Source organism: Bradyrhizobium sp. CCBAU 11430 (assembly GCF_028128855.1).
Classification (GTDB): domain Bacteria; phylum Pseudomonadota; class Alphaproteobacteria; order Rhizobiales; family Xanthobacteraceae; genus Bradyrhizobium; species Bradyrhizobium ottawaense.
This window is the reverse complement of record NZ_LBJV01000062.1, coordinates 118660-141217: the sequence shown is the minus strand read 5'-3', so window position 1 is coordinate 141217 and position 22558 is coordinate 118660. Positions and strand designations below refer to the sequence as shown.

Below are 22558 nucleotides of genomic sequence, written 5' to 3'. Positions count from 1 at the left end.
GAGAGCCCGGATCATTTGAAGGCCACCTTCATACCTGCAACGAACAGGCGTGGCGAGCCCGCATAGATCGATCCGGGCGCCGTGCTTGCGAGCGTGCTCCCTGGAATTTGCAGGCCGGCCGCCGTCACAGTGTTTGCGATGTTGTTTGCCGACGCAACATAGGTGCGATCGAACACGTTCCTGACCTCAAGAAACAGATTGAGTGACTTGAAGGTGTCGGACACCAAGTCGGTCTTGTAATGGACGTTTACATTGACCAGCTCATAGCCCGGCGCCTTCAGCAGATTCGCGTTGTCCATGTAGAAAGAGTCCTTCCACTGGACCTCGACGAAGCCCCCGAGGCCTGCCAGCGGCCCGGCGAACTCGTCGTAGCCAATTCGAGCCGTCAGCTCGTTGGGCGAGATACCGGGAATTTTGTTGCCGGCACGGTTGAAGCTGAACACGGCGCCATTGGTGATGTTCTCGACATATTCGGTGTAGACCTCGTCGAGATAGGTATAGGCCGCCATGAACCGCCAGCCCGGATAGAACTTCCAATCGGCTGCAAGCTCGATGCCGCGGTGCTCCGACCGCGGCGCGTTGAACGAATAGCTTACGCCCGCGACCGGCGTCGCCTGGTTGACGATCTCGTTACGGAAGAACTCGTAAAAGCCAGTCGCGCTGAGCTTGAGCGCGCTGTTCGGCGTCCAATCGAAACCGAGATCGTAGCCAAGATTCTTCTGGGCTTGGAGCTGGGTATTGTTGCCCGACAGTCCCGTCTGAGCGACAAAGAGATTCGAGACCTGCGGTGTGCCATACCCCGTGGCAACGCGTGCCCGGAACAGCCATTCATTATTGAGATTGTAGAGCAGCGCCAACTCTGGTGCAGTGTTTTGAAACTGCCGGTCCGCGGTCGTCGGCGTTGTCGTGGTGATGCCGGTTGGACCAGCGTACGAATAGGCCGTATTGGTGCCCTTGAGCAAGGTCGTCTCCCAACCGATACCCGCAACAGCCGTTAGCGACGACGTAAGCTTGAGCTCTTCCCTGGCACGAACACCATAATTGGTCGTCTCGCTGTAGAGATTGCTCGACAACCTGCCGAGTGTCGCGTTGCCTCCCGGCATCACGTTTCGCGTGTCGCTCGACGCCGTCAGGGTATTGTAGAAGGCGCCGAAGAACGCGGTGGACTCCAGGCCGAGAATCTCTCCGCGCTTGGTGAGATCACTCATGTAGTTGTACGACGGGAAGTCGCCGATCGAGCTGGTTGAGCCAGTTGGCTGACTGATGTTCCGGTCGTCGAACACGAACTGGTTGCGCCACGTCGTGTTGTTGTCGAAATCGTGCTCCCACCGGCCCCCGACGATGGTGCGGCGGTCGTTGCGGCCGAGCCCGGCCTGCACGGCCGTCTCCGTATCGGTTCCGGCGGTCGCGTTGAAGCCATTGTTGAACAGCCTGACCGTACCGCATCCGGGCGCGGCCGTGGCACCGGTCGCACAACCCTGCTGGAAGGGATTTTGATAGTATTGGTTCAGCGTGGAGCGAAGCGGCAGCCGCGCGCTGAGATCGTTGTTGATGAACTTGACCGTGAAACGGTCGTCCGGCGTCGCCTTGAGCGTGCCGAGGAAGTTGACGGTCTGCGTGTTGAACCAGCTATTGCCGATATAGCCGTCGCCTCGCGTGTCGCTCGCGAACAGCGAGCCCTCGAAATTCCCGACCTTCTTGCCGGCCGCCAGGTAGTTGTTGAGGTAGCCATAGCTGCCGCCGTCGACGCCGTATTCGACACCGTCGATCGTGCCGCCCGGCCGTGTGCGAAAATTGAGCGCGCCGCCGGTCGCGTAATTGCCATAGAGCGCCGACGAGGGGGCGCGGATCACGTCGATCGCGCCATAGGCGTGGGGATCGATCAGGTCGCTGCGCGACAGGCCGTCCGGCTGCGTGACGGGGAAACCGTCGTCGAAGATCACGAGATTGCGGATGCCGAAACCGTTCCGGGCGTTGGACCCGCGAATCGAGATGCCGAAGTCCCGGGGACCGTTGCCCTGCTTGATCGAAATGCCCGGACTGTCCCGCAAGACGTCGCTGACCGAAAACGAGGGCCGGTTGTCGAACTGGCTGCGATCGATGGTCGTCGCGGTCTGGCCGGCCGGCGCCTGATTGAGACCGGCTCGCACTGCGCCGGCGGACATCGTGTTGTTCTGCCCCTGGGCGCCATCGATCCCGATCGGCGCGACCGGCCTCGCTGCGCGCGCCGCCGAAGCGGAACGCAGCCGCGCTGGCCGGGTGATTGGTTTGGGACGGGACGTCTTAGGCGCCTCGACCGTCACTGCGGGAATCGCTTCCGACGCAGCCTGGGCGAGCGCGTCTGAACCGATCGGGGACACCAGCCCGAAAAGCACGGGCAAGCCCGCACTTCCGATCGCACGAATGCGTAACATCTCTTGAATTCCTGACATCCGGCGCCTCGGCCGGTCCATTGAGCACGCCATCGGCGGCAACGGCGCGCGCCAACGGTTCGGTTTGTCGCTACGTCAGGAAAATTGAGGTGGGGCGCGGGCCTGAGCGCTCGAACCCCTGGGAGCGGCGATGGCGGACGCATCCGCCGGCTGCCACACCACGCGCGCGGCATGGCGGAAGGGAATCGAGAGTGCCGCGTGCGTCGGCGAATCGAGCGACGCGCCCGCCTGGGCGAGGCAGCACAGGGCGCACGTGCCGGCATGCGCGGTCGGGGTCCCCGTCCGATCGTCGAGGCCACCCTGATCGCTCGCACTGTGGCAGATGACGGCGGCAGACAGCGGATCGGCGATGGCTTGGCCCGTCGCCCAACAGGCGGCAATCGGCGCCAGCACCTGCATCACCAAGGCGAGCAGGACCAGGGGTAGGAATTTCTGTAACCGCGCGCGCATCTGCCGAACCGTTCGTTCGTCTGCTAACTAAACACCGCGCCGGGCCCAAGTCGAGATCAGTTCCGCCGCCTTCTTGGCCCAGCGCAAATTGGCGAAAACTGTGACCGTGGTACCCCAGCACGGCACCGAGCGGGGGCGTTTGAGGCAAATCAAACGGCCCGACATCCACAGATTTCTTATATTTGTCATATACTTGCAGGGCCAAAAGCCCGATCATTTCGTCTATTGCTCGAATTTTGAACATTCGTTGCCGAAAATGATGACAAGTGAGAAAAGTTGATCTAGCATCCCCCTTGCTCAGGCTGGCCGTGAGGTCGAAGTCTGGTGGTCCAAGTCTCGGGAGGAGCCCCTGGCGCGCAAAACGCAGCGTCGCCCCGTCAATCAAGAGCAAATCTTAGAATCGGGGATAATAGGGTCGACACAATTTTTGAGCGGGGCCAGGGCCCCGCTCTTTTTTTGTCTGCATGGCACTTTCGCCGATGAATATGCCCTCCAATCCAGTCGAACTCAGCTTTGAACTCGCCGCCTCGCGCTGCGCGGATCTCACGCCCCTCGTCTACAAGCGCCTGTTCGACGAGCATCCCGAAACGCAGGCGATGTTCCGCTCGAAGGGCAGCGACCTCGTGAAGGGATCGATGCTCGCGCTGACGATCGAGGCGATTCTCGATTTTGCCGGGATGCGTCATGGGCATTTCCGTCTGATTGCCTGCGAACTTGCCTCGCACGACGCCTATGGCATGTCGCGCCAGTTGTTCACCGCCTTCTTCACCATCATCAGGGATACGCTGCGCGATCTGCTCGGCGATGAATGGTCCATCGAGATCGCGCGAGCCTGGGACACATTGCTCGTCGACATCGACGCACTCACCGGATCGACCGCCTGACGCTTTGCGCTGCACCACGCGGCGTACTGCGATGGCGCGTGTGATTGCAGATTGAGTGGCATCAACTCTTGTGAGACACTTTCGACATCGGTCGCGCAATCAATGACGCGCCGACGATAAAGTTTATGGGAGCGAGCGATGTCCGGGACGAAAGATTTCTCGACGACGAGGCGCGATCTTCTTCAGGCGGCTGCGACCGCCGGCGCCGGAGCTGCCCTCCTCGGCAGCATGGGCATAAACCCCGCATTGGCCGCCGAGGTCGGGCGAAGCGAGAAGCCGCTGAAGGCGGCGTTCTCCAATGCGGGCCTGCAGGCCACATGGTGCGCGCAAGGAAAGCAAGCCGCCGAATTCTGGGGCAAGCTGTTCAACGTCGAAGTCACCTGGTTCGACGGCCAGCTCGACGCCGTGAAGCAGCGCGCGGCGATCGACAACATGGCCTCGCAGAAATGGGACTTCGTCGCGATCCAGGCCTTCGGCATCGGCACCCTCACCCAGCCCGTGCAGAAGATGATCGACGCCGGCACGCCCGTGATCGACATGGACACGCTGATCGCGCCGCTCGACCAGATCAACGTCCACTCCTTCCTCGCCCCCGACAACGAGTTCATGGGCGCCTCGGTGACCCAGGCGCTGTGCAATGCCATGGGCGGCAAGGGCAAGATCATCATGACGCAGGGCGCGCTCGGGCATACAGGCGCGCAAGGAAGAGCCAAGGGCTTCACCTCTGTGGTCAAGCAATTCCCGGGGATCGAGGTGCTCGACACCCAGCCGGCCGACTGGGACGTCTCCAAGACCGCGCGCCTCTGGGAAACATATCTGACCAAGTATCCGCAGATCGATGCGGCGTTCTTCCACAATGACGACATGGCGCTCGCGGCTGCCAACATCATGAAGGCGCGGGGCCGCACCAACATCCTGATCGGCGGCGTCGATGCCATGCCGCCGGCGATCCAGGCGGTGAGCGAAGGCCGCATGTTCGCGACCGTCCGCAATCCCTCCTGCCGCATCCATGGCGGCGCGATCATCGCGGGCGTATCGGCCGTAGTTGGCGGCGAGAAGAGCGGCCAGGGCATCCCCAAGAACGTCGTCACCGACGGCCCGGTCGTGACCAAGGCCAACGCCGCCGGGATGCAGTGGATGCAGGATCACTTCCTGATCTGAACTTTCATGCTCGAGGTGCGTTCGCCCATCCTTGAACTACAGGGCATCACGAAGAGCTTCGGCGGCGTCGAAGCGCTTCGTGGTGTCGACTTCGCGCTCCATCCCGGCGAGATCCACGGTCTCGTCGGCGAGAACGGGGCTGGAAAAAGCACGCTGATGAAGATCATCGCCGGCGTGCACACCGAATTCTCCGGCCGCTTCCTGATCGACGGGAAGGAGACACATTTCCGCTCGGCGCGCGATGCGCATGCGGCCGGCATTGCCATGGTGCATCAGGAGCTCAGTGTCGCGCCTGATCTCACGGTCGCCGAGAACGTCTTCCTGGGCAACCAGCCAACCAACGCCCTTGGCCTCGTGCAGTGGCGGCGCATGGCGCGCGAGGCCGGCGAGCAGCTCGCCCGCTTCGGCATCGACGTCGATCCGATGAGCCGGCTGGGTGACTTGCCCATCGGGCTGCAGCAGCTGATCGAGATTGCGCGCGTGCTGTTCTCCGGGGCCCGCATCGTCATCCTGGACGAGCCGACCTCCGCCCTCTCTCCGCCCGAGGTCGAGCGGCTGTTCGCGACGCTGCGGCGGCTACGTGAAGAAGGCACCAGCATCGTCTTCATCTCGCATTTCATCGAGGACATCCTGCGCGTGTCCGACACGGTGACCGTGTTCCGCAACGGGCGGAAGGTCGCCGAGACGGCAAGCGCCGCAACCAGCAAGGGCGCGCTGATCGAGGCCATGATCGGGCGCGGCGGCGAGGCGCTCGAGCACAGCTACACCGACGACCTTATGCTGCCGCAGCCGAGCGACAGCTCGGTCGTTCTGAAAGTCGACCAGCTGTCACTGGCCCGTAGCCTGAAGGACATCTCCTTCGAGGCGCGCGCCGGCGAGGTGCTCGGCATCTACGGCTTCATGGGTTGCGGCCAGCAGGAGCTATCGAGAATCCTGTTCGGCAAGCTGAAGCCTGATAGCGGCGGGCTTCTCGTCGAGGGTAAGCCAAAAACCTTTGCCAGCACGGCGGCGGCGCGGCGCGCCGGCGTGGCGCTGGTGCCCGAGAGCCGCCGCGACATGCTGTTTCACCAGGAGCCGGTCTACAAGAACATCTCGATCAGCATTCTCGACCGCATCTCGGCGCTGCTGCTCAAGCCGGCGCAGGAGCGCGACATCGCGCAGCGCCAGGTCGAGCAGTTGCAGATCCGGCCGCCGGTGGTCGGCCTCGACCTCGGCATGCTCTCCGGCGGCAACCAGCAGAAGGTGGCGCTGGCAAAATGGCTGACCTACCCGCCCAAGCTCCTCGTGCTGTGCGAGCCGACCCGCGGCATGGATGTCGGCGCCAAGAACGACGTCATCAACATCGTCCGCGACCTCCGCGCCAAGGGGCTTGCGATCATCGTGCTGTCGACTGAGCCTGAAACGGTGCTGTCGCTGGCCGACCGCATTCTCGTGCTCAAGCGCGGCGCACTGGTGCGGGAATTCAAGAACGAGCCGGTCAGCAAGGACCGCCTGCTGGAAGCGGCGTGACGGAGAAGCACATGAGCAGCGAAACGGCTTTGGCGGCGGGGCAGCGGGCGCGAGGCGTTGCGCCCTTCCTGCGCTCGCAGATGCGCAACATCGCCCCGTTCCTGACCCTGATCTTCCTGTCCGGCTTCTTCGCCTTCGCAAGCCCCTCCTTCGCGACGCTCGACAATCTCGGCAATATCCTCACGCAAGTGTCGGTCACGGGCATCATCGCGGTCGGCCTCACCTTCGTGATCCTCTGCGCCGAGATCGACCTCTCGATCGCCAGCATCGCCAACGTCACCGGCATCGCGGTCGCCTATTTCACGCTGCAGGAATCCTACGTCAACATCGCCAACATTCCGCTGCCAGGCGCGGTCGCGATCATCCTGTCGATCCTGCTCTGCGCCCTGCTCGGCCTCGTCAACGCGCTGGGGCTGACCGTGATCGGCATCCCCTCCTTCATCATGACGCTGGCGATGATGCAGATCGCCGCCGGCATCTCCGCGCTGCTGGTGCGCGGCCAGATCGCCTACAAGGTGCCCAGCCTGATCACCACGCTCGGCTCGGGCTCGATCGGCGGCATCCCCTGGCTCGTCATCATCGCCGCGCTGATGCTGCTCGGCGGCCATCTGGTGCTGACCTACACGCGCTTCGGCCGTTACGTCTACATGGTCGGCGGCAACCGCGAAGCGGCCGAATATTCCGGCCTCAACGTCAAGCTCATCCTCGGCGCCGTCATGGTGATCTCGGCGGTGTGTTCCGGCATCGGCGGCATGCTGGGCGTCGCCCATTTCGGCAGCGCGCAGCAGAACGAGTTCGACACCTATCTGCTCGACTCCATCGCCGCCGTCGTGGTCGGCGGCACCAGCCTGTTCGGCGGCCGCGGCGGCATTGGCAACACCATCGTCGGGCTTTTCGTTCTCGGTGTTCTCAATAACGGCCTCGACCACGTCAACATCGACAGCTTCCTGAAGATCCTGATCCGCGGCCTGATCCTCTTGGCAGCGCTGGTCATCAACGTCTACGCGCAGCGCTTGAGGGAGAAAGCAGCGGACTAGAGGCCCCCTGCACCAAAATCTACGAAAACAACCCCATGCACAGTAGAAACTGTGAGGGATCTCAGCCCTTTATCAGGGCGCGATTGTGCGCATCGAGAGCTTCGGCGAGGTTTGACTCGTCGGGCAAAACAGGCGCATGATACCACCATCGCGATCATCGTCACGGCACGATGCCCATGCGCGGATATACCAAGCTTTAGCGACTGACGTTCTCACCGATGCGGCTCAAGGCAGCGACGGTGCAGAGGCCATACGCAAGCGCCCCTACATACATCGACCAAAGGCAGATTGACTTAGGCCTTCCCGCCGTCAATCTGTAGTTGTTTTTTGATGAATCTCAGGGGCAATTATGGCAAAACGCATAACTCGAAAATTCGAAGCCTACGTGATGCACGCTCACCATGACACGCCGGCCACATACTCGGATCTCTTTGCGAAGCTTGCGAGCCTGAAGCGCGAAGATCGCATCTACCGTTACTCCGACGAAGTTGTGGTCGGCTTTCCGATCGTCGCTAGAGAGGGTGATGGCTATTTCATTCAAGCCGTTGAAGGTGGAGACGAGTCGGCACTCGTTCTGAACGTCGAGACTGGGGACACACGCGAAAATATCTTAGACCGGTCGGAGATGTTGAGTTATGCGACGCACTTTGTCGTGGCTCCGAAGAAGCGACGCGCGGCGATCGAGTTCTCGCATCGAGGCGCAAAGTCTCAAATTCTAGCTCTCTCAATCGAACAGATTCTGCGCGACCACTATCCGGACCTGGACAACATCGGATTCAGTTTTGCACCTGTTATCCGCAAAAACTTCATTACTGAAATTAACGCATTCGAGCGCATATCCCGGCAATCTTTATTGGCGACAGCGTAACTCTCTCACCTGGCACCGACCTCAGCTCGCTCCGCGTTTTTATGTTTTTTGTTCTTTGGGTCCAATTCTATGCTTGCTTCCAGTTCCTTGTGACCACCATCGGAGTTTACGAGCTTGCCGACTTATATGGTACCTATTGCGCAAGCCTGCGAAAGGCTGACGACACTCACTGAAAGCGCGACTCTCTGCATCTGCGCTCGCAGATTTTATAATTACGACCCCTGACAAGCAAGATGACGTTCTGCACGATGCGCGCTACATGCGGAGTTCCCCCGTCTCACATTACGCTGACGCAATTCGGTCAATAAAGGCTTACTGCGAAGATCCTCGCCGCGATTTCGAGGTCCTCGACTCTGCTGCCGCCGCTCTGAAGACGAAAAGCGAATCGAAGGAGTTCAAGCCCTCGCAGCAAGAGGACGCTAAACGGTGCATCGAAGTCATCGGGCGCTTCACTGAGTCGGTCAACGTTTTTGGCGCTCGTAGCGCGCCGCTCTTGCAGGCGCCGCCTTTCGAACTATGCAACATCAATGGCGTGTCGGTTTCGATTCAGCCTGATCTCATTGTCGGCACCGCGTTCCCGCCGCCTGCAAAAGAGGCGATCGGAGCAGTGTTCATTCGACTCCAGAAGGCACCCGACCCTGACGCCTGCAAGACAGAAGAGACGAAAGTAATCCGACAGGAGTACCGTGTCGAACTTGCGAAATATATGCTTGTGTTGGGTTGGATGAACTTCAAGGACTGTGGGCTGAGTGAAGGGCAGATCGATACAAAGAAAATGTCGGTCTGGGATATTCGCCTCAAAGAGTCCATCTCATTTCCGTCAGACCGTGTGTCTCGCATCAAGCGCATTGAGGCTGCATGCGGTCAAATCGTCCGGCTGTGGGATACCATAGAGGCTAAGCCGGGCGACTATGCCAAAGACTAGCTAGTACATGTCGGCCTTTCTCCGATAGTGACTGCTTTGTGCAATTGAACCAAGTGCGGCGATAGCCTGTGTCATCGCCCACCTAGATAACAATCGTCGCGCGGATCGATTGGAATTGCATGTGGGCGTTCCCGACCTCAAGCCCGTGGTGCCAAGATGTCGTGGGATCAATGATCGCTTTGAAGAAGGGTTGGGGCGTACCCGGATTTTTGGGTGAAGCTGAACGGGTGTTGCCATGGACTTTGAATTCTCCGTCAGTCTGGATGATCGAAGAAACCTGCTCCTTACTGAAATTAGCAGAAGAACATTTGAAGAACAAGCGCTCTTTCAACTGGACAGCGACTGCGGACTATTCGTCGTGCTGGAAGATACCGTCGCTGGCACTTTCGATGTACTGGCAAAGGCAGCATCGATATCCGCGGGACGTTCACTTATTGAAATGATGACTAGAGCCGCGCGGCCGCCGCGCTTAGCGTCTGCCTAACTTGTTCGGCCACGCGCAGCTATCGCGCAAGTCGCCTATCATTCCTAGAGCAGTCCACCTTCGCTCGATGCTAGCACCCGTCCCGCAATCTCCTCACTCCGCCAGCAGCGCACTGCATGTCCATCGGCTCGCGTCTCCAGCAGCGGCCCCGGCTCGCGGCGGCACACCGCCTCCGCATAACGGCATCTTGGGCTGAAGGCGCAGCCGTTCGGCGGATTGAGCGGGTTGGGAAGGTCGCCGCCGGTGGTCGCCAGCGGGGCGTGGCGCAAGGGATCGGGGATGGCGGCGATCAGGGCCTGCGTATAGGGGTGCGCCGGACGTTCGAAGATCTCGCGCCAGTGGCCGTTCTCGACGATGCGGCCGAGATACATCACCGCGACGCGGTCGCTCATGTGCTCGACGACGCCGAGGTCGTGGCTGATCATGATGTAGGACAGGCCGAGCGTGTCCTTCAGTTCCAGCAGCAGGTTGATGATCTGGGCGCGGATCGAGACGTCGAGTGCCGAGACCGGCTCGTCGCAGATGACGATTTTCGGGTTGAGGATCAGCGCACGCGCAATGCCGATGCGCTGGCGCTGGCCGCCGGAGAATTCATGCGGGTAGCGGCCCGACTGCTCGGGCCGCAAGCCGACATGCCGCAGCATGGTCGCGACGCGATCCTCGATCTCGCTCTTCGCGGTGACGCCGTGCACACGCAGGGGATCCTCCAGCGTGCGGCGAACGGTCTGGCGCGGATTGAGCGAGGCGTAGGGGTCCTGAAACACCATCTGCACGGTGCGCGCCAACGCCTTCCGATCGCCGGATTGCCTGCTCCTCACGACCTGCCCGTCCAGCACGATGCGGCCGCGCGTCGGCGTCAGCAGGCCAAGGATCGACAATGCGACCGTCGACTTGCCGGAGCCGGACTCACCGACGAGGCCGAGGCATTCGCCGCGCTTCAGCTTGAGATCGACGCCATCGACAGCCCGGAGCATCCGCTTGCCGCGGCCCAGCAGGCCGCCGCCGAGCGGAAAGTGAACCGCGAGATCCTCGACGCTGAGGATGAGGTCATCGTCCGGCCTTCGGTCACCCAGCATGCTTTGCGGCTCATGCATGGTGATGACACCTGACCAGACCGCCTGCGTCCAGTACATCCGTCTCCGGCACGACTGTCCGGCATATCTCGGTCGCCTGCGCGCAGCGCGGATTGAACCGGCAGCCATCGGGGAAATTCGTGATCGCCGGGACGACGCCCGCGATCTCCTTGAGCCTGGTGCGCCCGAGCGCAGCGCGGCTGCCGAGCCTCGGCAGCGAGGCGACCAGGCCTTGCGTATAGGGGTGCGAGGGCGAGCGGAAGATATCGGCCGAACCCCGCTCCTCGACGATGCGGCCGGCATACATCACGGCGACGCGGCGGCAGACGTTCGCGACCAGGCCGAGATCATGGCTGATCATCAGGATGGCCGTTCCACGCTCGGCGCACAAATTCCGCATCAGCTCGATGATCTCGGCCTGCACGGTGACGTCGAGCGCTGTGGTCGGCTCATCGGCGATGAGGAGATCCGGACCGCAGGCGAGCGCAATCGCGATCATCACGCGCTGGCGCATGCCGCCGGAGAGCTGGTGCGGGTAATCGTGGACGCGGCGCTCGGGCGCGGGGACGCGGACGCTCGCCAGCGCCTCCACCGCCAACCGGCTCGCTTCCCGCCAGCTCTTGCCCTTGTGCAGCACGAACATCTCGGCGATCTGCCGGCCCACGGGCGAGACGGGGTTCAGCGCCGTCATCGGCTCCTGGAAGATCATGGCAATGCGGTTGCCGCGCAACTCCCGCTGTTTGGCCGCCGAAAGGTGCTGGATCTCCTGTCCCTCGAACCGGATGAGGCCGCCGCCGATCGAGAGCGGCGGCCGCAACAGCCCGATCAAGGCGAGCGCCGTGATGCTCTTGCCGCAACCGGATTCGCCGACGAGGCCGAACGTCTCGCCGCGTGAGATGCGGAACGAAACGCCCTCGGCCGCCGCGACGCGCCTCGATCCGTCGTCGAGATCGATGCGCAAATCCTCGACTTCGATCAGCGGCGCGCTGGTCATGTCCGCCGGCTCCGCGATTGGGGATCGAGAATGTCGCGCAGGCCATCACCGAGCAGGTTGAGGCCAAGCACCGTCAGGAAGATGGCCAGGCCCGGAAACACCGAGAGCCACGGCGCCGTCGTGATCTGCTCGCGGGCCTCCGACAGCATGCTGCCCCAGCTGGGAAACGGCGGACGGACGCCGAGGCCGAGAAACGACAATGCGGCTTCGGACAACACCGCGCTGCCCATACCCAGCGTGCCGATAACGATGATGGGGCCCAGCATGTTCGGCAGCAGCTGCGTGATCATGATGCGCAGATCGCCGTAGCCCAGCACGGTCGCAGCCTGCACGTAACCCTGGCTCCTCAGCGACAGCGCCGAGGCCCGCGCGATCCGGCACGTAAAGGACCAGTTGGTCAGCCCGAGCGCGATGAGCAGGCTGGTCAGGCCGGGGCCGAGCACCGCCATGATGGCCAGCGCAAAGATCAGCGAGGGGATCGCGAGCATGAGATTGGTCAGGGCGTTGACGACATCATCCCACCAACCGCCAAAATAGCCGGCGCTCAGCCCCAAGGCCACGCCGATGACGCTGTTGATGAGCTGCGAGATGATGCCGACCGTCAGCGAAACCCGCGCGCCGTACACGACGCGGGAATAGATGTCACGGCCCTGGTCGTCGGTCCCGAACCACCAGGTCCAGCTCGGGGGCTCCTCCGCGTTCATCAAATTCGCGTCCATGACGGGATCGGTGTGCGCCAGCCAGGGCGCGAGCAAACCGACCAGGATCGCCAGCGCGAACAACACCCCCCCGATGACGAGATTGGCGCGGAGCTTCATGCGTATCTGATCCTGGGATCGATCACGCCGTAGAGCACGTCGATCAGCAGATTGATCGCGAGAAAGGCCAGCACCACCACGAGAATGGAGCCCTGGACCGCCGGAATGTCGCGCTGCAAGACGCTGTCGACCAGCAATGAGCCGATGCCTGGCCACGAGAACAGTTTCTCGACCACGACCGCCTGCCCCATCAGCGCGCCGAATTGCAGGCCGACGGTGGTGAGAATGATGACGAGCGCGTTGCGCATCACGTGCCACTTCACCACCCGCGTCTCGCTCATGCCCTTGGAGCGCGCGGTGCGGACGAAATCGGCGGTCATGATCTCGAGGACCGCGGCGCGCGTCGTCCGGGCAAACAGCGCCATGGGCGAGACGCCGAGGGTCACGGCCGGCAGCAGCAGATATTTCAGTCCGCCGTCGCCATAGCCGAAACTCGGCAGCCAGCCGAGCTTCAACGCGAACAGGTACATCAGAACAAGTCCGAGCCAGAATTTGGCGATGGAAAGGCCCGATACCGCGACGACCATGGCAAGCGTATCAACGATTCCGCCCGGTCGCAGTGCCGCGATGAAGCCAAGCGGCACGCCGATCACGACGGAAAACGCCATGGCCGCGAAGATCAGTTGCAGCGTCGGCCAAGCCCGCTTGGCGATCATGGTCGTGACAGGCTCGCGGGTCCGGAACGAGGTGCCGAAATCACCGGTCGCGAGCTTGGCAATGTAGACGCCGAAACGCACGTAAACGGGATCGTCGAGGCCGAGCTGCTTCTTCATGCGCAGCTCGACCTGCGGATCGCTGTCGTCGCTCATGGAGGAGACGATGCTGCCGGGAACCACGCTGAACAACACGAAGACCAGCAGCACGACGGCAAGCACGGTCGGAACGGTTTGCAGCAGGCGACGGAACAGGAAGGAGAGCATCGGCACTTTTCCTCTCTCCCTCCATCGTCTGTGGCGACGGAGGGAGCGCGAGAGCGCATGTCACTTCGCGGGCGAGGTCTCGTCGACCCAGAGGTCTTCGACGTTCTGATGGGTCAGCTCCGTCGCGTTCAGCTGAATCCCCTTGAGCCATGGCTGCACCGCCATGACCGCCTTGTTGTAGTTGAAGAACCAGACCGGTGCCTCCTCATAGAGCAGCGCATTGGCCTTTTGCAGCAGCTGGGCGCGCTTTGCCGGGTCGTCGGCCTGCCCGGCCTCGTCGACGATCTTGTCGAAATCGGCGTTCTTGAAGATCATGTAGTTGCAGGCTGGCTGCGGCGTCGACGAGTGGAAGCATTTGAGGGCCGCCTGGGGATCGGGCCCGCTCGCCTGGGAATAGATGAAGGCCTGGTAGTCGCCGGTGCGAACCACCTCCGCCAGCACCGCGGTCTCAACCTGCTTGACCTTCGCCTTGATGCCGACCTTGTCCAGCATGGGGATCACGGCCGCGACGATCGGCAAGCCCCAGCTTTCGTTCTGGCTGGTGGTCCATTCGAACTCGAAGCCGTTGGGATAGCCGGCCTCGTTAAGCAGCTGCTTCGCCTTGGCGGGATCGTAAGCGTACGGCTTCATCGCCTTGTCGTAAGCGGGCGAGGTCAGCGGCAGCCAGCTGGTGGCGCGATAGGCCTTGCCCTTGACCAGCTTGTTGATGATCAGGTCGGTATCGATCGCGTAGTTGATCGCCTGTCTCACGCGCTTGTCGGCGAACGGCTTGAATGACGGATTCATGCCCATGTAGCGGGTGAAGACCTCGGCGACCTCGACGATGGTGCCCTTGAGATTGGCGTCGGACTGGTAGGCCACATATTGCGCGGGCCCGAGCACCGAGGTGTCGACCTCCTTGTTGCGGAAAGCGACATCGCGCGCCGCGGCCTCGCCCATGATCGACACGACGATCTTGTCGGCGTAGGGCTTGCCGGGCTTGTAGAACCGGTCCCACCGCTCCAGGACAATGCGCGATCCCGGTACGTGCTCGACGAATTTGAAGGGCCCGAGACCGATCGGCTTCTGGATAAAACTCTCCTTGGCACCCTCGTCGGCGGGATAGATCGAGGTCAGCGCGGTGAAGAAGTAGAAGCCGGGATCGACCTTCTCGGTCAGCTTCATCTCAACGGTGAGGTCGTCGATCTTCTTCAGCCCGGAGATCTCCTTGGCCTGGCCCTTTTCGACCGCGGCCGCGCCCTCGATCACGCGGACAAACCGCGCGCCGGGATAGGCCTTGGTGCCGTCCATGATGCGGGTGTACGACCAGATGATATCGTCGGCCGTCATCTTGCGGCCATGGTGGAAATAGGCGTCATCGCGCAGCTTGAAGGTGTGAACGAGGCCTCCGCCCGAGACCACATCCTCCTTGGCAAGCTCCAGGACCGGCTTTCCTTCCGCGGAATTCCAGATGTAGAGCGAACGATGCAGCGCCTTGGCGTAGATCTCGTCCTGGGCGCGCTGTGTGGTGTGAATGTCCAGGCTGGTGAAACTCGAGCCATAGGGCGCTGTCATGCGGATGGTTCCGCCCTTGCGCGGCGTCTGGGCCTCCGCAGATCCAGCGAGCGCCAGTCCCAAGCCCGCGACGATCGCCATCATCCTGAACATCATGTGTGTGTGTCCCCACCAGCGCAGGTATTCCGATCAGGGATTTGATCATTCGTTGCCCGTCGAGCGCAAGCTTCGTTTTTGATGGAGACCAATGTCAGTTCCGGAAGGCGGCTCTTCGATGGAGGACCCGGAAGTCAGGTTGCATCCGTCCGGCGATGCAAGCCGTCGATTGACGCGGTGCGTCATCCGGCGACCAGGGATAGTGAACTTTTTCCGTGATCGACGCGACCAAGCTCAGGATCGTTATCTGAGCCCAAGGGATCGCGCAAAAAATGACCCGCCGAACGCTAGGTATTCTGCTCGCCGGCAGTCTGGTCGCCGCGACAGCGGCGATGGCGATCCCCGTCACGCTGGACCCTGCCCGCGACGGCGCGACGAAAAACATTCAAATCAATTGGTCCCACACCAAGCGGTCAAGCGGATTTGTCGACGATACATGGTGGGCGACAAGGGACCGTTGCGCCCCGGACTATCTTGGCGAGCGCCTGCTCTGCGGCACTATCGGGCTTCTGACACAAGCCACGGGCCGGACATTCGAGGCCAAAATGTCCGACGACATGGGCCTGCCGCTGGTCGACCGTTGGGCCCTGATGACCGCGAAGAATTCGCCCTTCATGAGGTCGGCTCACGTCGAGACGCCGCTCGGTCTCGAGGCCGTGCTCGGCTTCTATCGCGCTGCACTCGAAAAACGCGGCTGGACCGAGAACGACGGTGCCGTCGTCGAGCCAGACAGGGCCGTTGTCGCCTTCACGACGTCGGACGGGCCGGCGCTGCTCCGGCTCGTCCGTCAGGACAACACAACGATCGCCGACCTTGCGCTGCGCAAGCCGTTGGCCGCCACGGCCAAAATCCGGCCGGCGCCGGGACAAGTGATGTTGTTGCTCGGCAACAAGACCGATGAAGCGGCCGACATCACGGTCAATGAGCGAACCATCAGACTGGCGGCTCACGCCGGAGAGAACCTGATGGACTCCGACGCCGCCGCGGACAAATTGCCTGATGGCCAGAAGATCGATCTGCCGCCGGGCAAGTACAAGATCACCCTCAAGCTCAAAGGCAGCGCGGCCCAGACGCGTGCGTTCGAGGTCGCCGTCAACGAGACCTGGGGGCTGCTGGTCGGACCCGAGGGCGTCCCGCTGCCGATGCGGCTGTATTGAGGGCCAGCCTGCGCTCCCTCCCCGTCATTGCGAGCGAAGCGAAGCAATCCAGAATCTCGGTGGCAGTCTGGATTGCTTCGTCGCATTAGCGCAAAATTGCTACGCAATTTTGTCGCGACTCCTCGCAATGACGGAGTATGCGGGTCCATCCTTCGCGACGTCTTCAACCCGCTAGCTCCGGCTGCCAATCCCGCAGTTTTCGCGCAGCACTCGTAACGTCGGCGATCGTCCGAAACGTCCCCGTCTCCACCATCATCGCCCGTGCGAGCCGCACCGCGCGGGCTTCGCTGACGGCGCGCTTCTTCGGGTCCTCGATCAGCTCGAAATCGATGTTGTGGGCAAGGCCGAAGATGCGGCGGATGGTCTTTGCGGCCGCGAAGCCGGCGGTGTCGGCGAACAGACGCTGCATGTAGACCTGCCGCTCGGCCTCCAGGCGCGCAGCGCCCTGCGCGCCGGCAAAGAGTGAGACCGGATAGGCATCACCGGTGCCATTCGCCCGCCAGAGGTCGAGGAACTTTCGTGCAAACTCGTTCCAGACCTGTTCGACCGTCTCCAGCACCCAGGCCTCGAACGCAGCCCGCTCGCCCGGTGAGCGCTCGTGGCCGGCGGAGGCAAAATAAGCCATCACGAGGTTGGCGATCACGGCGCCGACGTCGAACCCCATCGGACCATAGAACGCAAATTCGGGATCGATTACCCGCGTCTGGTTGTCCGTCACCATGATCGAGCCGGTGTGGAGGTCGCCGTGGAGCAGCGCCTCGGGGCCTGCCATGAACTTCAGCTTCAGCCGGGAGATCGCGACATGCAGCTCCATGTCATCACGCAGGCTTGTAGCGAGGGCATCGAGATACGGCGCAGTCCAGCGGTTCTGTTCGGCGATGCGGTAGGGATCGGTGAAGATCAGATCCTCGGTGATCTTGCAGAGCGCATGGTTGCCGGCGAACGCGGCGATGCCCTGCTTCTTCTCGGCCGCGGACAGCGTGAGGTCGGAGGTGAAGAACAGCGTTCGCGCCATGAAGGTGGTGATGTCACCGACGAAGCCTGGATATTGCGTTCCCGCAACCAGCCCCTTGCGCATGATGATGTGGGGTTCGAGCAGCTCCATCACCGTCAGCGCCAGGGCCTCGTTGTGATGCAGCAAAGCCGGCACGAGGCCGGGCGCGAGCTGGGCTTGCCGGGACAGAGCCAGATATTCGTAATGGGCCCGCGACAGCGGCAGCGGCCAGCTCTCGCCGACGAGGCGGACATAAGGCAGCGCCTGCTTGACGGCGACGCCGCCGCGCGCGCCCTTCATGATGAAGACGAGATTGAGATTGCCGTCGCCGACCTCGGTGATCTCCCATGAGGCCGGCTCGCCGCCCAGGAGTGCGGCGATATCAGGGAGGCCTGCCAGATAATCCCGCAGCGCCGCTTCATGCAGAATTCGATAGTCCCCTGCCCGGTCCCCGGTCATGACGATCCCACCCCATGCTTGGCATGGCCTGATCGCAATTCCCGCTCCTGGGAAGCTTGGGCGATCCCGGCCATTCTTTTGATCGGATCGTAATCGCAATCAAGGCGGTCCGCCACATGAGTGTCGCCGGCGCACGCCAGGAGCAGTTGCAGGCAAAGTTCTCCGTGTCGGGCGACCAGGCCGGGCCGCGCGGTCGCGAGCCCACGATTTGCCGATTTTTGGAACACAAGCGGGCTGAGACAGTTTTGCGTTTCTGAGATTTTAAAGGAGTTGCCAATGAACCGCGGGATGCCCTCCATGACTGCCCTTCTGGCGATGCTGGCTATGGCTGGCTATCAGAACCGCGACAAGTTGGCTGAGCTGCTGAAAGGTGCGACCGGCGGCTCGTCCGCGGGCAGTCAGCAGCCGCCCGGGGGAGTGCTCGGCAATCTGGGCGGCATGCTCGGCGCGGGCGGGATCGGGGGCCTGCTCAATGGCGGTATTGGCGAGCTCCTGGAGCGGTTCAACCAGAACGGCCAGGGTGAAGTCGCCGATTCATGGGTGAAGCCCGGACCCAACAAGGAGATTTCGTCGCCTGAGCTGAGGAATGCGATCGGCTCCGACGTTCTGGAGAAGCTCGAACAGCAGACGGGGCTCTCGCAAGACGAGATCCTCACAAGGCTATCCCGGGAATTGCCCTCGGCGGTCGACAAATACACGCCGGATGGACGTCTGCCTGAGGCATAGCTGTTGCCGCTTAACCTGGAAGAGGTGTGGAAATGGGTGTTCTCTGGACAATCATCATCGGCTTCGTCGCCGGCGTGATCGCCAAGTTCATCATGCCTGGCGACAACGAGCCGTCCGGCTTCATCCTGACGACCATCCTCGGGATCGTCGGCGCCTTCGTTGCGACTTATCTCGGGCAGGCGCTCGGCTGGTATCGTGCCGAAGAAGGTGCGGGACTGATCGGTGCAGTCGTCGGCGCGATCATCGTGCTGTTCGTCTACGGGCTCATCGCCGGCCGACAACGCCGAGCGATCTAGCCCGACTGCGTAAGCGGCCGATCGGGCGTGCGCGAACTCGCGCCGCATCGAGCAGGCGGCGGCGCGCTCATGCCTGCCAGCGCCGGATCGTTACTCCCGCTCCAAAAAGCTGGAGCCGATCTCGGCTTTTCTTTTGATCGGATCGTAATCACAGTAGACGCTGTCCGCCACCAGCGTGTAGCTGGCGCTGACCGTGTATTTGTCCAGCTTGGCCGAGTTCAGGCCGATCACCGAGGTGCTCTTGCCCCCGTTCCATTTGAACGGCGTCGAGCTCTTGGCCTGCTCGCAGGCCATCACGGCTTCGTTGAAGACATAGCCCTCGACGAACGCCTTCAGGGTGCGCACCTGCGCGGCCATCCGCCATTCGAAATAGCCGATGGCGCCGATGCCGGCGACGATCAGCACCAGAAGTGCAATGACGATCCTCTGAAAAGTCATTCGTTCCCCCCAAACAATGTCGTCGGCAAAAACGTCTAGCAAGAACGTCTAGAAAGGCATTCCCATCAATTTCGACAGGCGCTCGATCGAGAGATAGCCGGCGTGATAGGCCGCGAGGCCGAGGCCGTAGATGATCGCCGAGATGATGGTGGTCCAGATCAGCTTGCGGCCCATCCGCGTCAGGATCGGCGCACCGGGGTCGGTGCCGGGCGCACCGACGCCATCCTCGTGCTGGCTGCGCACGCCGAACGGCAGCGTCAGGAACAGCGCGACCCACCAGATGACGAAGTAGATTGCGATCGCGGTTGAGATCTGGATGGCCATGGTTCGGCCCTATGCCTGCTCGATCTCGACCAGCGCGCCGGAAAAATCCTTCGGGTGCAGGAACAGCACCGGCTTGCCATGGGCGCCGATCTTCGGCACGCCGTCGCCGAGCACCCGCGCGCCCTCCTTCACCAGCGTGTCGCGCGAGGCGACGATGTCGACGACCTCGTAGCAGACATGGTGGATGCCGCCGTCGGCATTGCGCTCGAGGAATTTTGCGATCGGCGAGGTCTCGCCGAGCGGCTCGATGAATTCGATCTTGGTGTTGGGGAGCGTCGCGAACACGGTGGTCACGCCGTGCTCTGGCAGCGCGACAGCCTCCGAAATCTCGGCGCCGAACGCGGCGCCATAGATCCTGGCGGCCTTGACGGCGTCCTTGGTCGCGATCGCGACATGGTTGAGCCGGCCCAGCATGTGTCTTCTCCCCTAAGGCAAGATCCGGAAAAATGTGAAGCGGTTTTCCGAGAAGATCATGCCCAAATTATACTGTCAGTACGTGTACCAGACAGGGGGGCTTTTTGCCCCAATGTTCGTTGATCACGGCCCGGACAGCACGTCGCACAGACTCGCCCAATGCGTCGGGGTCGCGGCGGCGCGCCTTCGGCAGGCCCTCGATGGTGGAGACCACGGCATCGAAGACGAGGTCGTCGAAGGGCTCGCCTGCCCTGTTCTTATCGGGGATGCCGACCAGATCGACCTCGGGATCGTCGGCCAGCTCGCCCTGCTCGGTCATGGCGATGGCGACGAAGGCACAGCCGGAAAACGCCATGCGCCGCCGCTCGACCACGGCGCGGGACTTGGAATCCTCCAGGATCGTGCCGTCCTTGTAGAGGCGGCCGGAAGGCACTTCGCCAATGATGCCGGGATCGCCCGGGCCGAGCTTGATCAGGTCGCCGTTGCGGACCACCAGCACGCGCGGCACGCCGGCGGCGCGCGCCAGCTTGGCGTGCTCGTTCAGATGCAGCGCCTCGCCGTGGACGGGGATCAGGAGCCGCGGCTTCACCCAGCCAATCATGTCGCGCAATTCGTCGCGGCGGGGATGGCCGGAGACGTGGACGAGATGGTCGCGATCGGTGATGATCTCGACGCCCTGCAGCACCAGATTGTTGATGATCGAGCCGACCGCCTTCTCGTTGCCCGGGATCGTGCGCGAGGAGAAGATGACGCTATCGCCGCGGTTCAGCGTGATCTCGGGATGGTCGTCATTGGCGATGCGCGCCAGCGCCGCGCGCGGCTCGCCCTGGCTGCCGGTGCACAGCGCCAGCACCTTGTCCTGCGGCAGATGGCCGTAGACTTCGGGTGAGCGGAAATTCTGCACGCCGTCGAGATAGCCGCATTCGCGCGCGACCTGCACCACGCGCTCCATGGCGCGGCCGACCACGACAACCTCGCGGTCGGCGGCCTTGGCAGCGGCAGCGACGGCCTTGATGCGCGCGACGTTGGAAGCGAAGGTCGTCACCGCGACGCGGCCCTTTGCGGCCTTCACCAGATCGATGATGGTGCGGGCGACCTCGGCCTCGGACGGCGAGCGGCCGTCGCGCACCGCATTGGTGGAATCGCCGATCAGAGCGAGCACGCCCTCCTCGCCGAGTTCGCGCAGACGCTTCTCGTCGGTCGGGCTCCCCAGGGTCGGGGTCGGATCGATCTTCCAGTCGCCGGTGTGCAGCACCGTGCCGGCTTCGGTGTGGATCGCCAGCGCATGCGCTTCAGGAATGGAGTGGGCGACGGGAATGAACTCGACGTTGAACGGGCCGACGTCGACGCGGCCGCCGGACGGCACCACCGTCACGGGGATCTTCGGCGCGTTGCGCTCGGCAGCGCATTTGGCCTCGAACAGGGCCGCACTGAACTGCGTCGCGTAGATCGGGCATTTCAGCTTCGGCCAGAGGTCGATGATCGCGCCGAAATGGTCCTCATGAGCATGGGTCAGCACCAGGCCCATCAGGTTCTTGCGCTCCTTCTCCAGGAAGCTGATGTCGGGCATGATCAGGTCGATGCCCGGCAGGTGCTCTTCGTCGCCGAAGGAGACGCCGAGATCGACCGCCATCCAGGCGCGCTGCTGGCGGCTGCCGAGCCCATAGATCGACAGGTTCATGCCGATCTCGCCGACGCCGCCCAGCGGCGCAAACACCAGTTCTTCGGGCTTCGCCATCACGCAGCTCCTACGGACGCGGCCGAACCGAAGAACACCTCGCCCGCGGCCACCGGCACGCGGCGGCCCTCCGCAGTGCGGACGATCAGGCAGCCGGTGTCGTCGATCGTGTCAAAAATGCCTTCCAGCGTCATCGCTCCCGTGTGGATTGCGACCCGCTCGCCGAGCCCCGCGGCGCGCTCCAGCCACAGCTTGCGGATCGCGGCAAAGCCTCTTCCATTGTCCCAGATGCCGCGGAACTCGACCCAGGCGTCGGAGAGCGCCGAGAACAGTTCCTCCGCACTGATCTGCACCCCGAGCGCGGCCAGCGACACCGCAGGCGTCGGCATGCCCTCGGGCGCTGCGACGACATTGGTGCCGATGCCGACGACGACGGCAAGGCGGTCGTCGATGGCTTCGGCTTCGAGGCCAATGCCGACCAGCTTCTTGCCACCGGCCAAAACGTCGTTCGGCCATTTCAGGGCGTAGCGCGGACGATCAGGGCCGAGGCGGATTGCGGCCTCGAGGCTGACCTTCTCCAGCGCGGCCTCCTCGGCGAGGCCCGCGGCGAAGCCGAGGGTGGCGGCGACGGCGGGAGCCACGTCCATGACTTCGAGGATGCTGGCGGCGAGATTGCCGCGCGGCGCGATCCAGGCGCGCTGACGGCGGCCGCGGCCGGCGGTCTGCTCCGACGTGACGAACCACATCGGGCCGCGCTCGCCGCGCCTGGCTTGCTCGATCGCCTCGGTATTGGTCGAGCCGGTCCGTTCGAAGGCCGCGAGCCTGTAGCCCGCGGATGATGCGCGAGGACCGAGCGCGAACCCCATC

Annotated in this window: 24 protein-coding genes; 10 read left to right on the top strand and 14 right to left on the bottom strand. The window is 62.9% G+C overall.

Annotated elements, in window-relative coordinates; all coding sequences use genetic code 11:
• Positions 1-11: 11 nt before the first annotated feature.
• Positions 12-2165 carry a TonB-dependent receptor family protein gene (locus XI04_RS22165; RefSeq protein ID WP_370157321.1) on the bottom strand — a complete coding sequence of 718 codons (2154 nt, stop codon included), beginning with the start codon at positions 2163-2165 and terminating at the stop codon, positions 12-14.
• A gap of 342 nt (positions 2166-2507) precedes the next feature.
• Entirely contained in the window at positions 2508-2882 is a 375-nt protein-coding gene (locus XI04_RS22160; RefSeq protein WP_271608985.1) for a DUF2946 family protein, read from the bottom strand.
• Between the two features lie 479 nt (positions 2883-3361).
• On the opposite strand from XI04_RS22160, the gene XI04_RS22155 reads away from it, so the two are divergent.
• The 7 genes from XI04_RS22155 (at position 3362) to XI04_RS22125 (ending at position 9750) form a co-directional block, all read left to right on the top strand.
• Positions 3362-3766, top strand: a complete 405-nt coding sequence (locus XI04_RS22155) for a globin (protein ID WP_161966434.1) — start codon at positions 3362-3364, stop codon at positions 3764-3766.
• Positions 3767-3904: 138 nt separating this feature from the next.
• Positions 3905-4927, top strand: a complete 1023-nt coding sequence (locus XI04_RS22150; RefSeq protein ID WP_028141484.1) for a sugar ABC transporter substrate-binding protein — start codon at positions 3905-3907, stop codon at positions 4925-4927.
• 6 nt (positions 4928-4933) lie between these two features.
• Positions 4934-6436: a sugar ABC transporter ATP-binding protein gene (locus XI04_RS22145; protein ID WP_212476811.1), complete on the top strand. Its 1503-nt coding sequence runs from the start codon at positions 4934-4936 to the stop codon at positions 6434-6436.
• Between the two features lie 11 nt (positions 6437-6447).
• The gene (locus XI04_RS22140) at positions 6448-7473 is read left to right on the top strand and encodes an ABC transporter permease (RefSeq protein WP_028141482.1); all 1026 of its coding nucleotides are present in this window, start codon (positions 6448-6450) and stop codon (positions 7471-7473) included.
• Between the two features lie 349 nt (positions 7474-7822).
• Positions 7823-8341: a hypothetical protein gene (locus XI04_RS22135; RefSeq protein WP_271608986.1), complete on the top strand. Its 519-nt coding sequence runs from the start codon at positions 7823-7825 to the stop codon at positions 8339-8341.
• A gap of 259 nt (positions 8342-8600) precedes the next feature.
• Positions 8601-9266 (top strand): hypothetical protein, encoded by a 666-nt coding sequence (locus XI04_RS22130; protein WP_271608987.1) that lies wholly within the window; start codon positions 8601-8603, stop codon positions 9264-9266.
• Positions 9267-9501: 235 nt separating this feature from the next.
• Positions 9502-9750: a hypothetical protein gene (locus XI04_RS22125; protein WP_271608988.1), complete on the top strand. Its 249-nt coding sequence runs from the start codon at positions 9502-9504 to the stop codon at positions 9748-9750.
• Between the two features lie 44 nt (positions 9751-9794).
• Here XI04_RS22125 and XI04_RS22120 read toward each other — a convergent pair whose 3' ends face one another.
• The 5 genes from XI04_RS22120 to XI04_RS22100 are packed head-to-tail and all read right to left on the bottom strand — an operon-like array spanning position 9795 to position 15205.
• Complete coding sequence (locus tag XI04_RS22120) at positions 9795-10844, bottom strand: ABC transporter ATP-binding protein (RefSeq protein ID WP_271609014.1); 1050 nt, start codon at positions 10842-10844, stop codon at positions 9795-9797.
• Positions 10837-11817, bottom strand: coding sequence for an ABC transporter ATP-binding protein (locus XI04_RS22115; RefSeq protein ID WP_271608989.1), 981 nt, complete (start codon positions 11815-11817; stop codon positions 10837-10839). Before XI04_RS22115 ends, XI04_RS22120 begins: the two co-directional genes overlap by 8 nt.
• Positions 11814-12635, bottom strand: a complete 822-nt coding sequence (locus tag XI04_RS22110; protein ID WP_018320167.1) for an ABC transporter permease — start codon at positions 12633-12635, stop codon at positions 11814-11816. Before XI04_RS22110 ends, XI04_RS22115 begins: the two co-directional genes overlap by 4 nt.
• Entirely contained in the window at positions 12632-13555 is a 924-nt protein-coding gene (locus XI04_RS22105; protein ID WP_038971434.1) for an ABC transporter permease, read from the bottom strand. The genes XI04_RS22110 and XI04_RS22105 overlap by 4 nt, the downstream gene beginning before the upstream one ends.
• Before the next feature lie 60 nt (positions 13556-13615).
• Complete coding sequence (locus XI04_RS22100; RefSeq protein WP_028141476.1) at positions 13616-15205, bottom strand: ABC transporter substrate-binding protein; 1590 nt, start codon at positions 15203-15205, stop codon at positions 13616-13618.
• 272 nt (positions 15206-15477) lie between these two features.
• Here XI04_RS22100 and XI04_RS22095 point away from each other — a divergent pair, with 272 nt between their 5' ends.
• Entirely contained in the window at positions 15478-16362 is an 885-nt protein-coding gene (locus tag XI04_RS22095) for a hypothetical protein (protein WP_028141475.1), read from the top strand.
• Between the two features lie 163 nt (positions 16363-16525).
• Here the strand turns inward: XI04_RS22095 and mtnK are convergent, their stop codons facing one another.
• Both mtnK and XI04_RS22085 read right to left on the bottom strand, forming a co-directional pair.
• The gene (gene mtnK / locus XI04_RS22090; protein ID WP_028141474.1) at positions 16526-17815 is read right to left on the bottom strand and encodes an S-methyl-5-thioribose kinase; all 1290 of its coding nucleotides are present in this window, start codon (positions 17813-17815) and stop codon (positions 16526-16528) included.
• Positions 17812-18114, bottom strand: coding sequence for a hypothetical protein (locus XI04_RS22085; protein WP_162130971.1), 303 nt, complete (start codon positions 18112-18114; stop codon positions 17812-17814). Before XI04_RS22085 ends, mtnK begins: the two co-directional genes overlap by 4 nt.
• On the opposite strand from XI04_RS22085, the gene XI04_RS22080 reads away from it, so the two are divergent.
• Together XI04_RS22080 and XI04_RS22075 are read left to right on the top strand one after the other, a co-directional pair.
• Entirely contained in the window at positions 18092-18541 is a 450-nt protein-coding gene (locus XI04_RS22080; protein WP_028141472.1) for a YidB family protein, read from the top strand. The two genes, XI04_RS22085 and XI04_RS22080, sit on opposite strands and share 23 nt — an antisense overlap.
• A gap of 32 nt (positions 18542-18573) precedes the next feature.
• Positions 18574-18837, top strand: coding sequence for a GlsB/YeaQ/YmgE family stress response membrane protein (locus XI04_RS22075; RefSeq protein WP_028141471.1), 264 nt, complete (start codon positions 18574-18576; stop codon positions 18835-18837).
• Between the two features lie 90 nt (positions 18838-18927).
• On the opposite strand, the gene XI04_RS22070 is transcribed toward XI04_RS22075, so the two are convergent.
• From XI04_RS22070 to XI04_RS22050, 5 genes are all read right to left on the bottom strand, one after another.
• Entirely contained in the window at positions 18928-19275 is a 348-nt protein-coding gene (locus XI04_RS22070) for a hypothetical protein (RefSeq protein WP_028141470.1), read from the bottom strand.
• A 48-nt stretch (positions 19276-19323) separates the two neighbouring features.
• Entirely contained in the window at positions 19324-19599 is a 276-nt protein-coding gene (locus XI04_RS22065; RefSeq protein ID WP_028141469.1) for a DUF1467 family protein, read from the bottom strand.
• A gap of 9 nt (positions 19600-19608) precedes the next feature.
• Complete coding sequence (gene mce, locus XI04_RS22060) at positions 19609-20013, bottom strand: methylmalonyl-CoA epimerase (protein ID WP_028141468.1); 405 nt, start codon at positions 20011-20013, stop codon at positions 19609-19611.
• A gap of 67 nt (positions 20014-20080) precedes the next feature.
• Complete coding sequence (locus tag XI04_RS22055) at positions 20081-21751, bottom strand: ribonuclease J (RefSeq protein WP_212428612.1); 1671 nt, start codon at positions 21749-21751, stop codon at positions 20081-20083.
• Positions 21751-22557, bottom strand: coding sequence for a biotin--[acetyl-CoA-carboxylase] ligase (locus XI04_RS22050; protein WP_271608990.1), 807 nt, complete (start codon positions 22555-22557; stop codon positions 21751-21753). The genes XI04_RS22055 and XI04_RS22050 overlap by 1 nt, the downstream gene beginning before the upstream one ends.
• Position 22558: the final 1 nt, after the last annotated feature.

Excerpts from the sequence above, each read along its gene's own strand:
- XI04_RS22165 (WP_370157321.1), bottom strand. The coding sequence starts at position 2,165 with ATGTCCGCCGGCGCAGTGCGAGCCGGTCTCAATCAGGCGCCGGCCGGC.
- XI04_RS22160 (WP_271608985.1), bottom strand. The coding sequence starts at position 2,882 with ATGCGCGCGCGGTTACAGAAATTCCTACCCCTGGTCCTGCTCGCCTTG.
- XI04_RS22155 (WP_161966434.1), top strand. The coding sequence starts at position 3,362 with ATGAATATGCCCTCCAATCCAGTCGAACTCAGCTTTGAACTCGCCGCC.
- XI04_RS22150 (WP_028141484.1), top strand. The coding sequence starts at position 3,905 with ATGTCCGGGACGAAAGATTTCTCGACGACGAGGCGCGATCTTCTTCAG.
- XI04_RS22145 (WP_212476811.1), top strand. The coding sequence starts at position 4,934 with ATGCTCGAGGTGCGTTCGCCCATCCTTGAACTACAGGGCATCACGAAG.
- XI04_RS22140 (WP_028141482.1), top strand. The coding sequence starts at position 6,448 with ATGAGCAGCGAAACGGCTTTGGCGGCGGGGCAGCGGGCGCGAGGCGTT.
- XI04_RS22135 (WP_271608986.1), top strand. The coding sequence starts at position 7,823 with ATGGCAAAACGCATAACTCGAAAATTCGAAGCCTACGTGATGCACGCT.
- XI04_RS22130 (WP_271608987.1), top strand. The coding sequence starts at position 8,601 with ATGCGGAGTTCCCCCGTCTCACATTACGCTGACGCAATTCGGTCAATA.
- XI04_RS22125 (WP_271608988.1), top strand. The coding sequence starts at position 9,502 with ATGGACTTTGAATTCTCCGTCAGTCTGGATGATCGAAGAAACCTGCTC.
- XI04_RS22120 (WP_271609014.1), bottom strand. The coding sequence starts at position 10,844 with ATGCATGAGCCGCAAAGCATGCTGGGTGACCGAAGGCCGGACGATGAC.
- XI04_RS22115 (WP_271608989.1), bottom strand. The coding sequence starts at position 11,817 with ATGACCAGCGCGCCGCTGATCGAAGTCGAGGATTTGCGCATCGATCTC.
- XI04_RS22110 (WP_018320167.1), bottom strand. The coding sequence starts at position 12,635 with ATGAAGCTCCGCGCCAATCTCGTCATCGGGGGGGTGTTGTTCGCGCTG.
- XI04_RS22105 (WP_038971434.1), bottom strand. The coding sequence starts at position 13,555 with ATGCTCTCCTTCCTGTTCCGTCGCCTGCTGCAAACCGTTCCGACCGTG.
- XI04_RS22100 (WP_028141476.1), bottom strand. The coding sequence starts at position 15,205 with ATGATGTTCAGGATGATGGCGATCGTCGCGGGCTTGGGACTGGCGCTC.
- XI04_RS22095 (WP_028141475.1), top strand. The coding sequence starts at position 15,478 with ATGACCCGCCGAACGCTAGGTATTCTGCTCGCCGGCAGTCTGGTCGCC.
- mtnK (WP_028141474.1), bottom strand. The coding sequence starts at position 17,815 with ATGACCGGGGACCGGGCAGGGGACTATCGAATTCTGCATGAAGCGGCG.
- XI04_RS22080 (WP_028141472.1), top strand. The coding sequence starts at position 18,092 with ATGAACCGCGGGATGCCCTCCATGACTGCCCTTCTGGCGATGCTGGCT.
- XI04_RS22085 (WP_162130971.1), bottom strand. The coding sequence starts at position 18,114 with ATGGAGGGCATCCCGCGGTTCATTGGCAACTCCTTTAAAATCTCAGAA.
- XI04_RS22075 (WP_028141471.1), top strand. The coding sequence starts at position 18,574 with ATGGGTGTTCTCTGGACAATCATCATCGGCTTCGTCGCCGGCGTGATC.
- XI04_RS22070 (WP_028141470.1), bottom strand. The coding sequence starts at position 19,275 with ATGACTTTTCAGAGGATCGTCATTGCACTTCTGGTGCTGATCGTCGCC.
- XI04_RS22065 (WP_028141469.1), bottom strand. The coding sequence starts at position 19,599 with ATGGCCATCCAGATCTCAACCGCGATCGCAATCTACTTCGTCATCTGG.
- mce (WP_028141468.1), bottom strand. The coding sequence starts at position 20,013 with ATGCTGGGCCGGCTCAACCATGTCGCGATCGCGACCAAGGACGCCGTC.
- XI04_RS22055 (WP_212428612.1), bottom strand. The coding sequence starts at position 21,751 with ATGGCGAAGCCCGAAGAACTGGTGTTTGCGCCGCTGGGCGGCGTCGGC.
- XI04_RS22050 (WP_271608990.1), bottom strand. The coding sequence starts at position 22,557 with ATGGGGTTCGCGCTCGGTCCTCGCGCATCATCCGCGGGCTACAGGCTC.